Source organism: Idiomarina sp. (assembly GCF_048260185.1).
Lineage (GTDB): Bacteria > Pseudomonadota > Gammaproteobacteria > Enterobacterales > Alteromonadaceae > Idiomarina.
The window spans coordinates 84980-100855 of the sequence record NZ_JBLXHB010000003.1 but is presented as its reverse complement, the minus strand read 5'-3'; the positions used below and the strand labels follow the sequence as shown (position 1 = coordinate 100855).

21 protein-coding genes are annotated in these 15876 nt (G+C 48.6%); 12 read left to right on the top strand and 9 right to left on the bottom strand.

Going from position 1 to position 15876, the window contains the following annotated elements; all coding sequences use genetic code 11:
* Nucleotides 1-62: 62 nt before the first annotated feature.
* Nucleotides 63-671, top strand: coding sequence for a YjaG family protein (locus tag ACN0RF_RS08190; protein WP_417438633.1), 609 nt, complete (start codon nt 63-65; stop codon nt 669-671).
* On the opposite strand, the gene ACN0RF_RS08185 is transcribed toward ACN0RF_RS08190, so the two are convergent.
* A complete protein-coding gene (locus ACN0RF_RS08185; RefSeq protein WP_011233487.1) occupies nt 619-921 on the bottom strand; it encodes a membrane protein in 303 nt (100 codons plus the stop codon). The two genes, ACN0RF_RS08190 and ACN0RF_RS08185, sit on opposite strands and share 53 nt — an antisense overlap.
* A complete protein-coding gene (rsmD, locus tag ACN0RF_RS08180) occupies nt 918-1499 on the bottom strand; it encodes a 16S rRNA (guanine(966)-N(2))-methyltransferase RsmD (RefSeq protein ID WP_417438632.1) in 582 nt (193 codons plus the stop codon). The genes ACN0RF_RS08185 and rsmD overlap by 4 nt, the downstream gene beginning before the upstream one ends.
* A 103-nt stretch (nt 1500-1602) precedes the next feature.
* Here rsmD and ftsY point away from each other — a divergent pair, with 103 nt between their 5' ends.
* The 5 genes from ftsY (at nt 1603) to ACN0RF_RS08155 (ending at nt 5870) form a co-directional block, all read left to right on the top strand.
* Nucleotides 1603-2940, top strand: a complete 1338-nt coding sequence (gene ftsY / locus ACN0RF_RS08175) for a signal recognition particle-docking protein FtsY (protein ID WP_417438631.1) — start codon at nt 1603-1605, stop codon at nt 2938-2940.
* 2 nt (nt 2941-2942) lie between these two features.
* Nucleotides 2943-3620: a cell division ATP-binding protein FtsE gene (ftsE, locus tag ACN0RF_RS08170; RefSeq protein ID WP_126781222.1), complete on the top strand. Its 678-nt coding sequence runs from the start codon at nt 2943-2945 to the stop codon at nt 3618-3620.
* Nucleotides 3617-4606, top strand: coding sequence for a permease-like cell division protein FtsX (ftsX, locus tag ACN0RF_RS08165; protein WP_011233491.1), 990 nt, complete (start codon nt 3617-3619; stop codon nt 4604-4606). The genes ftsE and ftsX overlap by 4 nt, the downstream gene beginning before the upstream one ends.
* Before the next feature lie 145 nt (nt 4607-4751).
* Nucleotides 4752-5612, top strand: a complete 861-nt coding sequence (gene rpoH, locus ACN0RF_RS08160) for an RNA polymerase sigma factor RpoH (protein ID WP_011233492.1) — start codon at nt 4752-4754, stop codon at nt 5610-5612.
* A complete protein-coding gene (locus tag ACN0RF_RS08155) occupies nt 5613-5870 on the top strand; it encodes a YkgJ family cysteine cluster protein (RefSeq protein WP_011233493.1) in 258 nt (85 codons plus the stop codon).
* Here the strand turns inward: ACN0RF_RS08155 and ACN0RF_RS08150 are convergent.
* From ACN0RF_RS08150 to gpmI, 3 genes are read right to left on the bottom strand one after another with little or no spacing between them, the layout of a single operon-like run.
* On the bottom strand, nt 5827-6582 hold the full coding sequence (locus ACN0RF_RS08150) for a divergent polysaccharide deacetylase family protein (RefSeq protein ID WP_011233494.1): 756 nt from the start codon (nt 6580-6582) through the stop codon (nt 5827-5829). The two genes, ACN0RF_RS08155 and ACN0RF_RS08150, sit on opposite strands and share 44 nt — an antisense overlap.
* Nucleotides 6582-7727 (bottom strand): murein hydrolase activator EnvC family protein, encoded by a 1146-nt coding sequence (locus ACN0RF_RS08145; protein WP_417438630.1) that lies wholly within the window; start codon nt 7725-7727, stop codon nt 6582-6584. The genes ACN0RF_RS08150 and ACN0RF_RS08145 overlap by 1 nt, the downstream gene beginning before the upstream one ends.
* 3 nt (nt 7728-7730) lie before the next feature.
* Nucleotides 7731-9266 carry a 2,3-bisphosphoglycerate-independent phosphoglycerate mutase gene (gene gpmI, locus ACN0RF_RS08140; protein WP_417438629.1) on the bottom strand — a complete coding sequence of 512 codons (1536 nt, stop codon included), beginning with the start codon at nt 9264-9266 and terminating at the stop codon, nt 7731-7733.
* 165 nt (nt 9267-9431) lie between these two features.
* On the opposite strand from gpmI, the gene ACN0RF_RS08135 reads away from it, so the two are divergent.
* The 3 genes from ACN0RF_RS08135 to gpsA are packed head-to-tail and all read left to right on the top strand — an operon-like array spanning nt 9432 to nt 11423.
* The gene (locus ACN0RF_RS08135) at nt 9432-9863 is read left to right on the top strand and encodes a rhodanese-like domain-containing protein (RefSeq protein WP_011233497.1); all 432 of its coding nucleotides are present in this window, start codon (nt 9432-9434) and stop codon (nt 9861-9863) included.
* A gap of 42 nt (nt 9864-9905) precedes the next feature.
* Complete coding sequence (gene secB / locus ACN0RF_RS08130; RefSeq protein WP_011233498.1) at nt 9906-10409, top strand: protein-export chaperone SecB; 504 nt, start codon at nt 9906-9908, stop codon at nt 10407-10409.
* Between the two features lie 12 nt (nt 10410-10421).
* Nucleotides 10422-11423 carry an NAD(P)H-dependent glycerol-3-phosphate dehydrogenase gene (gene gpsA / locus ACN0RF_RS08125; protein WP_011233499.1) on the top strand — a complete coding sequence of 334 codons (1002 nt, stop codon included), beginning with the start codon at nt 10422-10424 and terminating at the stop codon, nt 11421-11423.
* A 6-nt stretch (nt 11424-11429) separates the two neighbouring features.
* Here the strand turns inward: gpsA and slmA are convergent, their stop codons facing one another.
* The 3 genes from slmA to coaBC are packed head-to-tail and all read right to left on the bottom strand — an operon-like array spanning nt 11430 to nt 13763.
* Nucleotides 11430-12020, bottom strand: coding sequence for a nucleoid occlusion factor SlmA (gene slmA / locus ACN0RF_RS08120; protein WP_417438628.1), 591 nt, complete (start codon nt 12018-12020; stop codon nt 11430-11432).
* A gap of 48 nt (nt 12021-12068) precedes the next feature.
* A complete protein-coding gene (gene dut / locus ACN0RF_RS08115) occupies nt 12069-12524 on the bottom strand; it encodes a dUTP diphosphatase (RefSeq protein ID WP_417438627.1) in 456 nt (151 codons plus the stop codon).
* An 18-nt stretch (nt 12525-12542) separates the two neighbouring features.
* Nucleotides 12543-13763: a bifunctional phosphopantothenoylcysteine decarboxylase/phosphopantothenate--cysteine ligase CoaBC gene (gene coaBC, locus ACN0RF_RS08110; RefSeq protein ID WP_417438626.1), complete on the bottom strand. Its 1221-nt coding sequence runs from the start codon at nt 13761-13763 to the stop codon at nt 12543-12545.
* A 110-nt stretch (nt 13764-13873) separates the two neighbouring features.
* On the opposite strand from coaBC, the gene radC reads away from it, so the two are divergent.
* The 3 genes from radC (at nt 13874) to rpmG (ending at nt 15134) form a co-directional block, all read left to right on the top strand.
* On the top strand, nt 13874-14548 hold the full coding sequence (radC, locus tag ACN0RF_RS08105; RefSeq protein ID WP_011233503.1) for a RadC family protein: 675 nt from the start codon (nt 13874-13876) through the stop codon (nt 14546-14548).
* Between the two features lie 182 nt (nt 14549-14730).
* On the top strand, nt 14731-14967 hold the full coding sequence (gene rpmB, locus ACN0RF_RS08100) for a 50S ribosomal protein L28 (RefSeq protein WP_011233504.1): 237 nt from the start codon (nt 14731-14733) through the stop codon (nt 14965-14967).
* 11 nt (nt 14968-14978) lie between these two features.
* A complete protein-coding gene (gene rpmG, locus ACN0RF_RS08095; protein ID WP_006953863.1) occupies nt 14979-15134 on the top strand; it encodes a 50S ribosomal protein L33 in 156 nt (51 codons plus the stop codon).
* Between the two features lie 63 nt (nt 15135-15197).
* Here the strand turns inward: rpmG and ACN0RF_RS08090 are convergent, their stop codons facing one another.
* Nucleotides 15198-15815: a 2OG-Fe(II) oxygenase gene (locus tag ACN0RF_RS08090; protein ID WP_417438625.1), complete on the bottom strand. Its 618-nt coding sequence runs from the start codon at nt 15813-15815 to the stop codon at nt 15198-15200.
* Between the last annotated feature and the right edge of the window lie 61 nt (nt 15816-15876).

The following is a 15876-nucleotide window of genomic DNA, read 5'->3' as shown; positions in this document are numbered from 1 at the left end:
AATACGAGCCCTTAATGAATAAAACGACACAGTGATAAGCATACACTGTCTGGAGCCGGAACGTGAGTCAACTCGATACCTTTCAGCGCATACGCGAACTGCCGCGTGAACAGCAAATTGTTATGGCGTTATATTTGTGCGAACGCATGGTTCCTAATTACGACTTCTTCCATCAGTTAACCGGCTTTGGCGACAGTAAACCTTTGCACGGCACGTTAAATGCCTGCTGGGACTGGGTCGCGAATCCGAAGAAAACCAAGGTTAACTTTGCCCGCTGGCAGGAAAAAGTCGACGAGCAAACGCCCAGTGAATACGGGCACGATATGCTGGGTGTCTACCCGGCAATGGATGCCTGCACGGCGTTGAGTACGTTGTTGCAGGGGCTGCTGGACGATAACGGATCTAACTTTCTGGATGTGGCAAAAATATCACAAGCCAGTGTGGCGAAGTTTATTGAACTCAATGACGCCGAAGAAGTGGGCACCGAGCAGTTAAAAGAGCACGTTCAGACACATGAGCTAATGGAATACGAAGTGGCTATTCAGCAGGCCATGATCAACTTTCTTGAACAACAGCCTGCGGTAAACAGAGCTTTGGTAAGCCAGTTAAAAATGATGCTTAACGACGAGGGGGTGTCGAACCTTGGTCTGGCTTTGGACGCTGAAGAATAGACAGCCAGGCGAAAATACCAAAGGCCAGAATTTGCCAGCTGTCGCCTTTGCGCCAGGGGAATGCCTCTTTCATGGTGGCAACAAAAATACCAAGCAGCAGCAAGTGCGTGATAACCATAATGGCTAATAACAAGCTCAGCAAACCAATGGACTGAGTGCTGAGCTCGCCGTTTGCCCCTGCAAGCAGAGCAAAAAGGCCCAGCCAGATAACGGCGAAAACTACTTTGCCCGCAATAATAATAACTTTCATTCTATGTCCTTAGTCAGTAAGCGAAAGCAAACTTGTCCGTGAGTTTTCTCTTTGGACACACGCCAGTTTGCCGGTAATTTCAATGGCCACTCTTTTTCTGTTTCCAGATACACCTGATTGTCGACTGTCAGCCAGTTATTTTCATCCAGCAGCTTTAATGTTTTATCAGCCAGACCTTCGCGAAACGGCGGATCAATAAAAACAATGTCGTAGGCTTTAGCGGATTGAGTTTGCAGCCAGTCGAGTGCGTTATGGGTAACAACCTCAATGCGCTCGCTGTTTAATAAGCTGATATTGTTCTGTAACTGCTGGCTGACGGACTTTACCGCTTCTATTAGGGTCACCTGAGCCGCTCCACGCGATGCGGCCTCGAAACCTAAGCTGCCACTGCCGGCAAATAAGTCCAACACCCGGGCGTCGGTAATGTCCCACTGCAGCCAGTTAAACAGAGTTTCGCGTACGCGGTCTGTGGTGGGTCTTAAACCCGGGCTGTCGGCAACGGGAAGGCGACGACCGCGCCATTGTCCGCCAATAATCCGATAGTCGCCGCTGGCGCTTGTCTGGCGTTTTTGTCTCACTCTGTGGCTTCCTTTATTCAGACCGTCGTCAGTTTGTTAACAGCATGGTAAACTAAAGCCTATAGTTTAACGATTCCTGCGTGTCAGTTCCAAGGAAACCAATATGTCGATGTTTTCGCTGTTTAAGAAAAAGCGTAATGAAAAGGCACCCGAGGCCGAAGAGAAAAAAGAAGATGCAGTAGTAGAAGAACAGGAGCAGCCAGAGCCTGAATCAGAAGTTGATCCTGAATCTAAGCGTCAGGACGAGACGAAACCAGAAAGAACCGAGACACGCGAAGAATTGCCCAGTGCAGTTGACGACTGTGCGCAAGTTACTGCTGAATCGTATGCGGCAAAAACTGCTCCGGAAGCGAGAGAAGCAGCTCAACCTGAAGTGGTCACCGAGCCTGAGTCAGTAGTTGAGCCAGAGTCAGAAACTAAATCCGAAGCTAAACCTGAACCAGAACATAAGCCAGAACCAACCGAAGCCGCACCAAAAGAGAAGGGTGAAAAGAAAGGTTTCTGGGCACGTCTGACTCAGGGTTTACGCAGAACCTCCGGTTCTATCGGTTCAGGTCTTATTGGCGTATTTCGCGGTAAGAAGATTGACGAAGACCTGTTCGAAGAGCTTGAAACTCAGCTATTAATGGCGGATTTGGGTGTCGCGACCACCACCAAAATTATCGATAACCTCACTAAACAAGCCGACCGCAAGCAGTTAAAAGACGCCGAGGCCTTATATGAGTTATTACAAGAGCAGTTAGCTGAAATTTTAAAGCCGGTCGACAAACGTCTGGAAATACCACAATCTGACTCGCCGTATGTGATTCTAATGACCGGCGTAAACGGTGTGGGTAAAACCACTACTATTGGTAAGCTGGCTAAGCAATTTAAAGCCGAAGGTAAGTCGGTAATGCTGGCCGCTGGTGATACCTTCCGTGCGGCGGCGGTAGAACAGTTGCAGGTGTGGGGCGAGCGTAACGACATTCCGGTTGTTGCTCAGCATACCGGTGCCGACAGTGCCTCGGTTCTTTACGACGCCTTGCAGGCCGCTAAAGCACGAGATGTTGATGTGCTTATTGCCGACACCGCCGGGCGCCTGCAGAATAAAGCCAACTTAATGGAAGAGCTGAAAAAGCTGGTTCGGGTCATGAAAAAGCTGGATCCGGAAGCGCCGCACGAAGTGATGCTGACGCTTGACGCAGGCACTGGGCAAAACGCCATTAGTCAGGCAAAACTCTTTACCGAGGCTGTGGGCGTTTCGGGTATTGTGATGACTAAGCTCGACGGCACTGCAAAAGGCGGGGTGATTTTCGCGGTCGCAGACCAGTTCGCCATACCTATCCGCTATATTGGTGTGGGCGAAAGCTTAGAAGATTTACGGCCTTTTGTGGCAAAAGACTTTATCGCGGCGCTATTTGACCGTAACGTAGATGAATCAGAACAGACAACAGCGAGTTAAAGATGATCCGCTTTGAGCAAGTCAGTAAAACCTATCGTGGAGGCCATCAGGCACTGAGCCATGTGGATTTCCATGTACAGCCGGGTGAGATGGCCTTTTTAACCGGTCATTCCGGCGCGGGTAAAAGTACTTTGCTCAAACTCATCAGTTTAATGGAAAGACCAACCGCAGGCCGGGTGCTGATTAACGGGCACGATTTGCGAAAAATTAAGCCATCGCAAGTGCCTTATGTGCGCCGTGACATTGGCATGATTTTTCAGGATCACCGCTTGCTGATGGATAAAACTGTATTTGATAACGTTGCGCTGCCGTTGATTATTGAAGGCTACAGTGTTCAGGAGGCGCGCAAGCGTGTCGTGGCTGCGCTGGAGAAAGTGGGTATAGCCGACAAAGTAAAACATTATCCGAAAATGTTATCCGGTGGTGAGCAGCAACGAGTGGGTATTGCCCGCGCTATTGTGACCAAACCGCCTTTGCTACTGGCCGATGAGCCCACCGGTAACCTCGATCCTAAGCTGTCGATGGAAATTATCCGGCTGTTTGAGGAATTTAATAAAGTGGGTGTTGCTGTCCTCATTGCCACTCACGATTTAGGCCTTATTGCGCGCCTACGCTATCGCACGCTCACTTTAAAAGACGGACGTATGATTAACGATGGTCTGGAGGACAGTGAACTATGAGTTTATTGTTCCGCAACCGCAGCATTGAAAAAGGTGCCAGTAATCGCGGGCGCTTACCCTGGTGGCGCAGACTCGTTATGGTTCCTGTGCATCATGCCCAGCAGGCCATTGCGAGTTTAGGCGAGTTGTGGCGTAATCCTTTTGCTTCTCTTATGACCATGGCGGTACTGGGGCTGAGTCTGACGCTACCGTCGTCACTTTACGTGTTAGTCAAAAATACTACCAGTATTGCTGATAATTGGCAGGAAGCCTCTGAAGTTACCTTGTTTTTAAGGAAGGATCTGCAGCAATCTGAAGTCGATACATTAAAAACGCAAACGGAACTCTCCGAAGGTGTTGAGTCAGTGCGCCTTATTCCAAAAGAGCAGGGGTTGGAAGAGTTTAAGAAAGAGTCGGGCTTTGGTGAAACACTGGATTACCTGTCATCAAACCCGCTGCCGGACGTGTTGGTCGTTATTCCGGCTGAGTCGCATCGATCGCCCCAGCGGGCCGAGGAATTGCTCAACCGGCTGGAAAAACAACGCGAAGTCGCTTACGCGAAAATGGACCTGGAATGGCTTAACCGACTACAGGGAATTCTCAATTTAATTGAAGATATTCTTGGAGCGCTGGCTGTGGTGCTGTGTTTGTCGGTGGTGCTTATTGTAGGGAACACCATTCGGTTAAATATACTGTCCAAACGTGACGAAATTATGGTGATGAAACTGGTCGGCGCGACTAACGCTTTTATTCAGCGTCCTTTTTTATACACCGGTGTCTGGTACGGCATTATTGGCGGGCTGGTTGCCTGGTTGGCAACCGCGTTACTGATCTGGTGGGTCGAGAGCGCCGTAGTAGATTTAACTGAACTTTACGAAACGCCTTTCCAATTAAATGGTCTGACGTTAGGCGAGCTGTTGATTATATGGTTGGTCGCTGTGGGATTAGGTTTAGCAGGTTCTTACTTAGCTGTAAGACGTCATATACAAAGCATAGAACCAGAATAAAATGGGGTTGCGAAAGCCATAGGCTTAGTTATACTGAATTACCTGATCTGCAATGATCATAATGGAACTTTTAGACTCAAAAAGGGTCTTAAAAGCTGACTGAAAAAGCAGTAATTAAGTCGGTATTTTAAGTAGAGGTTGTTAAATGAGCACTGAATTAAACACTATGGCATTATCGGTTCCCCAAGGGGCAGGACTCGACGGCTATATTCAGTCAGTCAACCGTATTCCTATGCTCACCGCCGAAAAAGAAAAGGCGTTGGCAACAAGATTATACGAGAACAGTGACCTTGATGCAGCGAAAGAACTCATCATGTCGCATCTCCGTTTTGTGGTACATGTAGCTCGTAGTTATTCGGGTTATGGTCTGCCGCAAGCCGATTTAATTCAGGAAGGCAATATTGGCCTAATGAAGGCCGTGAAACGCTTTGACCCATCGGTTGGTGTGCGTCTGGTATCTTTTGCTGTTCACTGGATAAAAGCAGAAATTCATGAGTACGTGCTGCGTAACTGGCGCGTTGTTAAAGTGGCAACCACTAAAGCACAGCGTAAGTTGTTCTTTAACCTGCGTAAAATGAAAAAGCGTTTAGGTTGGTTTAGCCAGAAAGAAGTTGAAACGGTAGCTAACGAGTTGGGTGTCAGTACTAAAGAAGTGCTGGAAATGGAAACTCGCATGAGCGCTCACGATCAAGCGTTTGAACTGAGTTCAGACGACGATGACTCGAAAGAGGGCAGTGCCTACTCTCCGGCGATGTACCTGGAAGACAAGCGCTCCGACTTAGCTGCAGAAATTGAAGCGAAAGACTACGAAAACCACACACAGCAGAAACTGCTGGGTGCAATGAGTCACTTAGATGAGCGTAGTCAGGATATCGTCCAGTCTCGCTGGTTATCGGAAGACAAAACGACGCTGCATGACCTGGCAGAAAAATACGAAGTCTCGGCAGAGCGTGTTCGCCAGCTCGAACAAAACGCGATGAAAAAACTTCGTCTCGCAATGAGCTAAATGAAGTGCCGCATTGGCTGCGGCGCTTGCTGCATAGCCCCCTCAATTAGTTCTCCCATCCCCGGTATGCCTAACGGCAAACCGGCGGGTGTGCGTTGTGTTCAACTCGATGATGATAATTTGTGTCGTTTATTCGGGAAGCCAGAGCGGCCGAAAGTGTGTGGCGAGTTTTCTGCCGATGACTATGTTTGTGGTGAAACTCGCGACGAAGCGCTTATTTTGCTGACGTCACTGGAAGAAGATACCCATTGCGGTTAGCCACAGTGGTTAACTCAGATACGAATACCAACTCAATACCCTGTTCTTGTAATTGCGGTAGTTGCTTTTGCAAAAAGCTCAGGGTTTCCGGGTAAGGATGTCCAATACCTATGGCTTGTCCCTGACGTTTGGCTATACTCAGCAGTTGCTCAAATTGCTGCTGTAAATAGGGCTCATCAACCTGGTTATCAAGAAACACATGTCTGTGCGATGTCCGTACGCCAAATTCTCCCGCCATTTGTTCTGCAACGCTGAACTCAGATGTCCGGCTATCAATAAAAAAGAGTTTGCGGGAGGCTAATGTTTCCATCACTGCCTGCATTGGCATGTGTAGCTGAGTTAACTTGCTGCCCATATGATTATTGACACCAGTAACGTAAGGTATTGAGTCCAGGGCATCAACCAGTTGCAGTTTGATCTGTGCATTGTTCATATCTGCCGTAACCACACCGGGACCCGGGCGGTTATTTTCAACGGCTTCCATTGGCATATGCAGTAATATCTGTTTTTTCTGATGATGGCCGCGTAAGGCGAAGGCGCGGGCATAAGGGGTATAGGGCAGCACTGCGAAACTGATATTACCAGGTAGCAGAGCTGCTTTTAAATCGTTTTTATTATTGCCTATATCATCGATAACAATGGCTATCTTAGAGGCATAAGCTGGCGTCATCAGGCACACCAGTAAACCCAAAGAAAGTACAAGCTTCAACATCAGCGTATCCAGTTACTTGGGTTTTGTGGACGCCCCTGATGGCGAATTTCAAAGTAAAGTGCCGCACTATTACGTGAACCAGACTGACCCATCAGTGCAATTTCTTCGTCCTTACGGACTTTATCGCCAACCGCTTTTGTTAATGTCTGGTTGTGGCCATATAAGCTCATATAACTCTCACCGTGGTCAATAACGATGACTAAACCAAAGCCTCGCAGCCAGTCTGCATATACCACGCGGCCGTTAGCAATAGAGCGGACCGGTTGGCCGTTTTGTCCTTCAATGAGCACACCTTTCCATTCAAGCGGACCTTCGCGGCGTTGTCCAAACAAGCGTTTCACATCTCCGTCACTTGGCCAGCGAAGTTGATTCTTGACTGCCTGCAGGCCAACTAGACGAACGTCTTTTTGCTGAGCAAGCGCGGTTTCAATGGCACTTAATACCTGCTCTAATTGCTCCCGGCTTTGCTCCAGTTGATTCACCCGGGACCGGTCTTTACGTTGCAGTTGTTGCAGCTCTGCTAACTTCTCTTCCTGCCGGTGTTGCTGCTGCTCCAGTTGTGCGCGTTGTTCTTGTTGTTCGGCCTGTAAGCTCGCTAACTGGTTTTGTTGCTGCTTAAGTTGTTCTGTCAGCGTGGCAATTTCTTCCTGAGTGCGCCGAATAACCTCAATTTCTTCAACTCTGGCGGCATTCATGTATTGGTAATAGCTCAACATTCTTTCAAATTGGCCGGGATCTTGTTGATTTAACAGCATTTTCAGAAAGTCATGATTACCGTTCATATAAGCGGAAACCAGTTGATCTTCCAGTTGTGCCATCTGCTGCTTTTGTTTTTGCTTAAGCTCTTCGCGGCGTTGTTCTGAGTCAGCTATTTCGGTATTAATTTCTTTAAGTTCGGTTTCAGTCTGGCGCAAAGAACCAGCTATTTCTGAGGTTCTTATTTCCAGATCTCGCAGTTGTCGTTCTGTTGAGTTTAGTGCGCTGCTTCGCTCTTCTATAGCCTGCAAACGCTTAGCCAATTCCTCTTTAACAGCTGCAATTTCGGCCTGAGTCGAGGCTTTATCATCTTCGCTATAGTCCTGCGCTAAACTGTGGCTGATAAAAACCAGCCCCAGCGCCACTGCCCAAAACAGCCTTATTGGCATAAGTTAACCCTGCTCTAACGTCATTAGCGAAGTACCGGTCATTTCGTCCGGTTGCTCCATGCCAATTAAGTGCAGTATGGTTGGGGCAACGTCAGATAAGCGCCCATTTCGGGCTTTAGCCGGTCGACCCACATAAATAAAAGGTACAAGTTCGTTCGTATGAGCGGTATGTGCCTGCCCGGTCATGGCATCACTCATTTGCTCAGCGTTGCCGTGGTCTGCTGTTATCAGACATTCACCACCAACGGCCTCTAATGCTGAAACCACTCGTCCAACGCTGTGGTCAACGGCTTCACAAGCTTTAACGGCGGCATCAAAGTTACCAGTATGACCAACCATGTCGCCGTTCGGGTAGTTGCAAATCACTACGTCAAAGGCCTGAGACTCAATGGCTGCAACCAACTCATCGGTAAGTTGTTCTGAGCTCATTTCTGGCTGTAAGTCGTAGGTTTTAACTTTAGGCGAAGGAATAAGCACACGCTTCTCGCCCTCAAATTCCTGCTCGCGTCCGCCGCTGAAAAAGAAAGTAACGTGCGCGTACTTTTCTGTCTCGGAAATGCGCAGTTGAGTTTTATCATGCTTAGCCAGCCATTCACCCAGAACATTATTCAAAGGCTCGGGTGGGAAGGCACTGGGAGCTTCTAAGGTATCGGCATATTGGGTCAGCATAACGAATTCGCTGATGTCAGCGCGCGGCCCGCGGTCAAAACCGTCGAAGTCGTTGTCGACGAAGGCTTGAGTCATTTCACGGGCGCGGTCAGCACGGAAGTTCATAAAAAAGACGGAATCACCGTCGGCAACTGGTGCTGGCTGCCCAATAACAACTGGCGTGACAAATTCATCGGTTTCGCCGCGCTCGTAAGCGTTTTCTACTGCGTCTGTTGCGTTGGCAGATGTTACCCCTGAAAGGCCGTGATAAACCGCTTTGTAAGACTGTTCAATGCGCTCCCAGCGCTTGTCTCTGTCCATGGCAAAGAAGCGGCCACTTAAAGTGGCAAAACGACCTTTGCCTAAGCGTGCGAATAAGGCCTCAAAACGTTCAATGGAAGGCAGTGCCGATTTCGGTGGTGTATCACGACCATCTAAGAAAGCATGCAGGTAAACGTCTTCTGCGCCTTGCTCAACCGCCATTTCTATCATTGCGACCAGGTGGTCTTCGTGGCTGTGAACACCGCCGGCAGAGAGTAACCCCATAATATGGACTGCACCCTTGGCAGCTTTGGCTTTTTTCAGGGCGTCGCAAAGTATCGTGTTACTGAAAAAACTGCGGTCAGAAATAGCTTTGCTAATGCGGGTGAAGTCCTGATAAACAATGCGGCCAGCACCTAAATTAACGTGACCCACTTCGGAATTACCCATTTGGCCGTCAGGTAAACCAACTGCGCCACCGGAGCCATCGACCAAACAATGCGGGTATTTTTCCCATAAACGATCCATAACCGGAGTATTCGCTTTGGCTATCGCATTATCAGGTGCATCTTCACGGTAACCCCAGCCGTCCAGAATCAACAATACCAAAGGTTTTATCGTAGGAGTCATAATGGGCCTCATTGCTCGGTGTTTTCACAGATGAAATTAGCCAACATTCTACTCGATTTCCAGAGCTTACGCATCCACCCAAGATTTTTCTGGAAACTGCGATTTGTACAGGTATACTCTTGACCCGCAACTCTTTTCTGTTACCGACGAATACTGGTAGGTCTTATGCAAGAAATTATGGAATTTGTCAAAAGCAACCCGATGATGAGTGGTATCTGGGTTGTGCTGCTAGTCGCACTGATTGTGACCACGATTCGCTCGGCTATGTCACCGACAAAAAATTTAGAACCGCAAGAGGCCACGGTATGGGTAAACCGCGGTGATGGCGTTTTTGTTGATATTCGTAGTCCGGATGAATTTAAGAAAGGACACATTCACGGATCGGTGTCATTACCGATGGAAAAAATTAAACAAAAAGAACTTTCCTCTATTGAAAAGTTCAAAGAAGCCCCCATTGTGATAGTCTGTGCAACAGGAATGACGGCAAAATCGGCAGTTAGCCAGCTAACGGCTGAAGGCTTTACTCAAGTTGCTGTGCTGCAAGGTGGTATGAACACATGGCGCAGCGCCAAATTGCCGGTTTCGCAGAAAAAATAATAAAATTCGTCTAATACTTAAAAAAGAATAGGAAGTAAAATCATGGCTGAAGAACAGCAAGCAAACGGCGCAGCAGCTGAAAACCAACAGCAGCAAGTACAATTCGCTATTCAGCGTATCTACGCTAAAGACATCTCTTTTGAAACTCCAAGCTCTCCGGCTATTTTCCGTAAAGAATGGAAGCCTGACCTTAAATTAGACCTGAACGTTAAACACGAAAAAATTGAAGACGGTGTTTACGAAGTGGTACTGACTCTGACGGCAACTAACAAAGTTGAAGACGACGTTGCTTTCCTTTGTGAAGTACATCAGGCGGGTATTTTCACTATTGGTGAAGAAGTTCAGGACGGCCAGCTGGCACACATGCTGGGTTCTTTCTGCCCGAACATTTTGTTCCCTTACGCTCGTGAGTGCGTTTCAAACCTTGTTAACCGTGCGACTTTCCCACAGTTGAACCTGGCTCCTGTTAACTTTGATGCGATTTTCCAGCGTCACATGCAGCAGCAAGCTGAACAGGCTCAGGGTCAGCAAACTGCAGACGCGTAAGCAGATAAAATAATGCAGACACCTCAGGTGACAGTATTAGGGGCGGGCTCTTACGGGACCGCCCTTGCTATTTGTTTTGCCCGTAAAGGTATTCCTACTACCTTATGGGGGCGGGATGCCGATAAAGTTGCTGTTATGCAAACGGCTCATGAAAACGAAGAGTACCTGCCGGCGTGCCCGTTTCCCGAATCATTAAAGGTTACTGCCGACTTAGGCGAAGCCCTTAAAGACGTGAAAAACGTGGTGGTCGTAGTTCCCAGTCATTCGTTTTCGTCCATGCTGAAGCAGGCAAAACCTTTGTTAGCGGAACATGCCCGCGTTGCCTGGGCAACTAAAGGATTAGAGCCGGACAGTGGGCGTCTTTTGTACGAAGTCGCAGAAGAAACTCTGGGCGACGAGCATCCGCTAGCGGTGTTATCCGGCCCCACTTTTGCTATTGAAATGGCTAAAGGCTTACCTACTGCCATTTCGATGTCGTCAACTGATCAGGCCTTTGTCGAAGAGCTTTCCGGGCTTCTGCATTGTGACCGCTCTTTCCGGGTTTACACCAACAACGACTTTATTGGCGTGCAACTGGGTGGCGTGGTTAAAAATGTTATAGCCATTGGTGCTGGTATGGCCGACGGTATTGGCTTTGGTGCTAATGCCCGCACGGCACTTATTACCCGCGGGTTGGCTGAACTCACCCGGTTAGGTCTGAAGTTAGGCGCAAAAAGCGAAACCTTTACCGGTATGGCCGGTTTGGGTGATTTAATTCTCACCTGTACCGACAATCAGTCGCGTAACCGCCGTTTTGGCATGGCTTTAGGTCAGGGTAAAGGGGTTGAAGAAGCGCTGAAGAGTATCGGGCAATCTGTTGAAGGCTACCGTAATACCCGTGAAGTGGTTGCTTTAGCAGCGCGCAACGAAGTGGAAATGCCCATCTGTGAGCAGATATATGCGGTCCTTTATGAAGGTAAAGAACCGCAACAGGCCGCTATCGATTTATTAAGCCGAGAGCGTAAAACGGAGTGATCTGTTTTACGCACTGACCAGCTGTTGTTCCATTACCTGCCACTGAGCCGAGAAATGCTCGGTCGGTAAACGCTTAAAGTTAGAGCGCACAAACTGACTGATTTTGCCATCGGCATAGCTTAGCAATAAATTCGCTAATACCGCTTCGTCCACAATAAAGCGCTGCTGTTCGCGCATCGCTTTCTCGCGCAGTATTTGCTTAATTGAACTCTCTATACGGTTGAACAAATCTTCCATTCGACCACGCAAACGGTCATGCTCACCCATTAATGCATCACCTGTCATAACACGGGTAATACCGGGGTTACGTTCGGCAAACGTCAGCAACAGCTGCAATATTGCGTGACAGCGGGAGAGGGTGTTTTTCTCCTCGTCCATAATCATGTTAATACGGGTTAGCAGGGTGTCTTCAACAAACTCGATAAGCCCTTCAAACATCCGCGCTTTCGATGGAAAGTGACGATATAAAGCCGCCTCTGAAACGCCTAAATTAGCCGCCAGTTTTGCTGTAGTAATGCGCTGTCCCGGGCTGGTTTCCAGCATTGCCGCTAAAGCCTGTAAAATTTCTTCACGACGGTTACGTTTTTGTTCTGCCATGACAGTAGCTTTCCTTATTTGAGAGGCCAGAATGATTAGTTGCTGTAACTACGAACGACCAGAATGACCAAAACCACCTTGACCACGATCCGTTTCGTGGAACTCTTCAACAATCGACATTTGCGCCTGCACAACCGGCAAAATCACTAGTTGCGCAATACGGTCGCCGGGCTCAATGGTGTAAGCCTGGTTACTGCGGTTCCAGCAGGACACTTTAAGCTCGCCCTGGTAGTCCGAGTCGATAAGGCCGACCAGGTTACCCAGCACCAGACCGTGCTTATGGCCCAGCCCTGAACGCGGCAAAATGGTGGCCGCATAATTCGGGTCGCCAATGTACATGGCAATACCGGTGCCTATTAACTGAGTTTGCCCTGGCTCAATGGTTAATGGCTGGTCCAGGCAGGCACGCAGATCCATTCCGGCCGAGCCTTGTGTGGCGTATTCAGGAAGCGGAATAGACTGGCCAATGCGGTCATCTAAAATCTTTACTTCGACTTGCGTCATGGAGTTCTCACTTTCTTATTAATTTGCAGTGGTATTAAAATAACGTTTTGCTATCGCGTCGATAATTGCAATAGCCATATCATGCTTGCTCATTGTTGGAAGTGACTGTTCACTGTCCTTACTCAAAATAATGGCGTTATTGCTGTCGCTGTTAAAACCCAGCCCAACCTGACTAACGTCGTTAGCGACAATCATTTGTAGCTGCTTTCGTTCCAGCTTGCGCAACGCGTTAGCTTTTAGGTTTTCAGTTTCGGCCGCAAACCCAACGGTAAAAGGTGGTTTTTCAGAGCTGGCTACCTGCTGCAGAATGTCCGGGTTTTGCACCAGCTTGAGTTGTGGCGGCTGGTTGTTCTGCTCTTTTTTAATTTTCTGCGAGGCAACTTCGGCAACCCGATAGTCTGACACAGCGGCACAACCAATAAACACATCGCAGTTTGGCAGTTGCTGCTGCACAGCAAGCAACATCTGTTCGGTAGTTTCTACGTCAACACGTTGAACACCGGCGGGTGTGGGTAGTTGCGTTGGCCCCGACACTAAAATGACTTTAGCCCCTGCATGTGCAGCAGCTTCAGCCAGGGCATAGCCCATTTTACCGGAACTGTGGTTACTGATGTAGCGTACCGGGTCGATGGCTTCACGGGTTGGGCCTGCGGTAATAATAAAGGTTTTACCCTGCCAGTCTTGCTTGGCTTCAGGGGCTTTTTTTATTAACGCCTGCACAATCTCTGTAGGGTCACTCATGCGGCCGTAACCGACATCGCCACAGGCCTGTTCGCCACTTTCCGGGCCTATCATTTGCACACCACGGCTGAGTAGCGTTTCAATGTTTTCCTGCACCGCAGTAGCCGCCCACATTTGTTGATTCATTGCCGGAGCAATGGCGAGCGGCGCTTTACTGGCTAAAACCAGGGTACTCAACAGGTCATCGGCAAAGCCGTGAGCAATACGGGCAATGGTGTTAGCCGTGGCCGGAGCAATAAGAATAAGATCCGCCCAGCGAGCCAGTTCAATATGGCTCATAGCGGCTTCTGCTGTCGGATCCAGCAGGTCGTCGCTGACCGTAAAGCCGGACACAGCTTGTAAGCTAAGTGGGGTTACGAAGGCTTTGGCACCGGCAGTCAGCACCACACGAACTTCTGCGCCCTGCTCACGCAAACGGCGCACCAGGTCAGGCGCCTTATAGGCGGCAATGCCACCGGTAATACCTAAAAGTATGTGTTTGTTCTGCAGCTGTGCCATGCGAACCCCTTAGTGTTAAGTCGTGTAAAGATAACATGAGACCCCGTAACTGGGTAGATGGTCGTTATACTTCTCTCTTAAGAATTAAGGTAAGAATTAAGGAGAAAATAATGAGCGTCAAGGAATGGCCCGTTTCAGAACGACCCAGAGAAAAACTGCAGACTCAGGGAGCAGAATACCTGAGTGACGCAGAATTATTAGCCATTTTACTTGGTAGCGGCAGTGGCGGGCAGGACGTTGTCAGTTTTGCGCGTCGTTTACTAAGTGACTTCGGCGGTGTAGGCGCTTTGTTAACAGCCACTCCTGAGCAGCTATTGGCTTGCAACGGCATAGGCCCGGCCCGTGTGAATCAGTTGCGGGTTGTGCTGGAATTGTCACGACGCTACCTGAAATGGCAGCTGGAGCGTTCAGACGGCTTTACCGAACCTACCATGGTCAAAGACTATTTAACCTCACAGTTGCGTCATCAGGGCCGCGAAGTCTTTGCTATTTTACTGCTGGACAGCCAGCACCGGCTGTTACGTTACGAAGAGCTGTTTCAGGGCACCATTAATGCCGCGCCAGTGTATCCACGTGAGGTAATAAAGCTGGTTATGCAGTATAATGCGGCGGCGGTTATTCTGGCACATAATCATCCATCGGGCGTTGCAGAACCCAGCCAGGCTGACCAGAGAGTCACGGAGCGGGTCAAAAAAGCCCTGACTTTAATTGACGTGGCGCTGTTGGATCATTTCGTGGTGGGTGCCGGCGATCCAATTTCTTTTGCAGAGCGCGGATTGTTGTAGTTTTGTACTGGCGGTTTGGTTAAAAATCACGTAAAATCCGCACCGAACGATCGATGACGATCAAATTTCCGTCGTATAAGCTTGATTAGAAGGGCAGTTTGCTGTATAAAATGCGCCCTCGGATTTATAGGCAAGGTCACGTTGGGCGACAGGCGAGCTTGCAGCAATTTTGGAGTAAAGACATGTCACAAGTATGCCAAGTTACAGGTAAGCGTCCGGTAGTCGGTAACAACCGCTCGCACGCACGCAATGCGACTAGACGTCGCTTCCTGCCGAACCTTCAATCGCACCGCTTTTGGGTAGAAAGCGAGAAGCGTTGGGTTAAGTTACGCATTTCTACTAAAGGTATGCGTATCATTGATAAAAACGGTATCGATACGGTATTAGCGGATCTCCGCGGCCGTGGTGTTAAGGTTTAAGGAACTAAATTATGCGCGATAAGATTCGTTTAGTGTCATCTGCCGGTACAGGTTATTTCTATACCACAGACAAAAACAAACGCACCATGCCAGAAAAAATGGAGATCAAAAAATTCGATCCAGTGGTTCGTAAGCACGTGATCTTCAAAGAAGCTAAAATCAAGTAATTGGTTTCAAAGCTTACAAAAAACCCAGCTTCGGCTGGGTTTTTTATTGGGTGGCGTTTGAGTTTATCGTGGCGGGTCAATAATGCCCGAGATGCTGGCATTAATACGGAACCAGCCGGTAATGCTGAAGCGGTCACGTTCCGAGCGTTGTACTTCATGCACAAAGCGGTCGCTTAAAAATACCACTAAACGCCCTTGTTTAGGCAGTACGGTTTCCAGCACCTGTCCCTTGTCGCCATAAATAACCAATTGCCCACCGTCGGCTTCCTGCCATTCGGGGTTCAGATAAAATACCGTTGTGAGCACTCGGTTGCTTCTGCCTTTAAACGCATCCAGATGTTTTTTATAAAACGCGCCTTTAGGGTAATGCGCCAGGTGGCATTCGTAATCGAACAGGCCAAGAAAGAGCTCGCGGTTAAATTCGTGGCGTAACTCATCCATAATGCTTAGGTAGTCTTTATGACGCGGCTCTTCGGACGTTAGCCAGTAAATGCGGTCGTTACGAACCATGGTATTAATGGTCTGGTTTTGCTGGCGGCCTATACCTGCCAGATTCCAGTATTGCGCGGGTAATTGCAGAGCATATTGATACAGAGCCTGCGAACGCAGCGGTTGCAGAAAATCATCGATAATGCAGTAGCCGTGGTCGGCAACTTTGTCGATAATATCAGATAGCACCATAATGCAATAAAGCTCCGTATTTTGTTGTCGCGCGAGAATATAGGGTATTCTGTCTCCAGTA

Coding starts and splice junctions, on each gene's coding strand:
- gpmI (WP_417438629.1), bottom strand. CDS start 9,266: ATGACTCCTACGATAAAACCTTTGGTATTGTTGATTCTGGACGGCTGG.
- rpmB (WP_011233504.1), top strand. CDS start 14,731: ATGTCACAAGTATGCCAAGTTACAGGTAAGCGTCCGGTAGTCGGTAAC.
- ACN0RF_RS08135 (WP_011233497.1), top strand. CDS start 9,432: ATGCAAGAAATTATGGAATTTGTCAAAAGCAACCCGATGATGAGTGGT.
- ftsE (WP_126781222.1), top strand. CDS start 2,943: ATGATCCGCTTTGAGCAAGTCAGTAAAACCTATCGTGGAGGCCATCAG.
- secB (WP_011233498.1), top strand. CDS start 9,906: ATGGCTGAAGAACAGCAAGCAAACGGCGCAGCAGCTGAAAACCAACAG.
- slmA (WP_417438628.1), bottom strand. CDS start 12,020: ATGGCAGAACAAAAACGTAACCGTCGTGAAGAAATTTTACAGGCTTTA.
- rpmG (WP_006953863.1), top strand. CDS start 14,979: ATGCGCGATAAGATTCGTTTAGTGTCATCTGCCGGTACAGGTTATTTC.
- ACN0RF_RS08185 (WP_011233487.1), bottom strand. CDS start 921: ATGAAAGTTATTATTATTGCGGGCAAAGTAGTTTTCGCCGTTATCTGG.
- ftsX (WP_011233491.1), top strand. CDS start 3,617: ATGAGTTTATTGTTCCGCAACCGCAGCATTGAAAAAGGTGCCAGTAAT.
- radC (WP_011233503.1), top strand. CDS start 13,874: ATGAGCGTCAAGGAATGGCCCGTTTCAGAACGACCCAGAGAAAAACTG.
- ACN0RF_RS08150 (WP_011233494.1), bottom strand. CDS start 6,582: ATGTTGAAGCTTGTACTTTCTTTGGGTTTACTGGTGTGCCTGATGACG.
- ACN0RF_RS08155 (WP_011233493.1), top strand. CDS start 5,613: ATGAAGTGCCGCATTGGCTGCGGCGCTTGCTGCATAGCCCCCTCAATT.
- ACN0RF_RS08145 (WP_417438630.1), bottom strand. CDS start 7,727: ATGCCAATAAGGCTGTTTTGGGCAGTGGCGCTGGGGCTGGTTTTTATC.
- ACN0RF_RS08090 (WP_417438625.1), bottom strand. CDS start 15,815: ATGGTGCTATCTGATATTATCGACAAAGTTGCCGACCACGGCTACTGC.
- coaBC (WP_417438626.1), bottom strand. CDS start 13,763: ATGGCACAGCTGCAGAACAAACACATACTTTTAGGTATTACCGGTGGC.
- dut (WP_417438627.1), bottom strand. CDS start 12,524: ATGACGCAAGTCGAAGTAAAGATTTTAGATGACCGCATTGGCCAGTCT.
- gpsA (WP_011233499.1), top strand. CDS start 10,422: ATGCAGACACCTCAGGTGACAGTATTAGGGGCGGGCTCTTACGGGACC.
- rpoH (WP_011233492.1), top strand. CDS start 4,752: ATGAGCACTGAATTAAACACTATGGCATTATCGGTTCCCCAAGGGGCA.
- ftsY (WP_417438631.1), top strand. CDS start 1,603: ATGTCGATGTTTTCGCTGTTTAAGAAAAAGCGTAATGAAAAGGCACCC.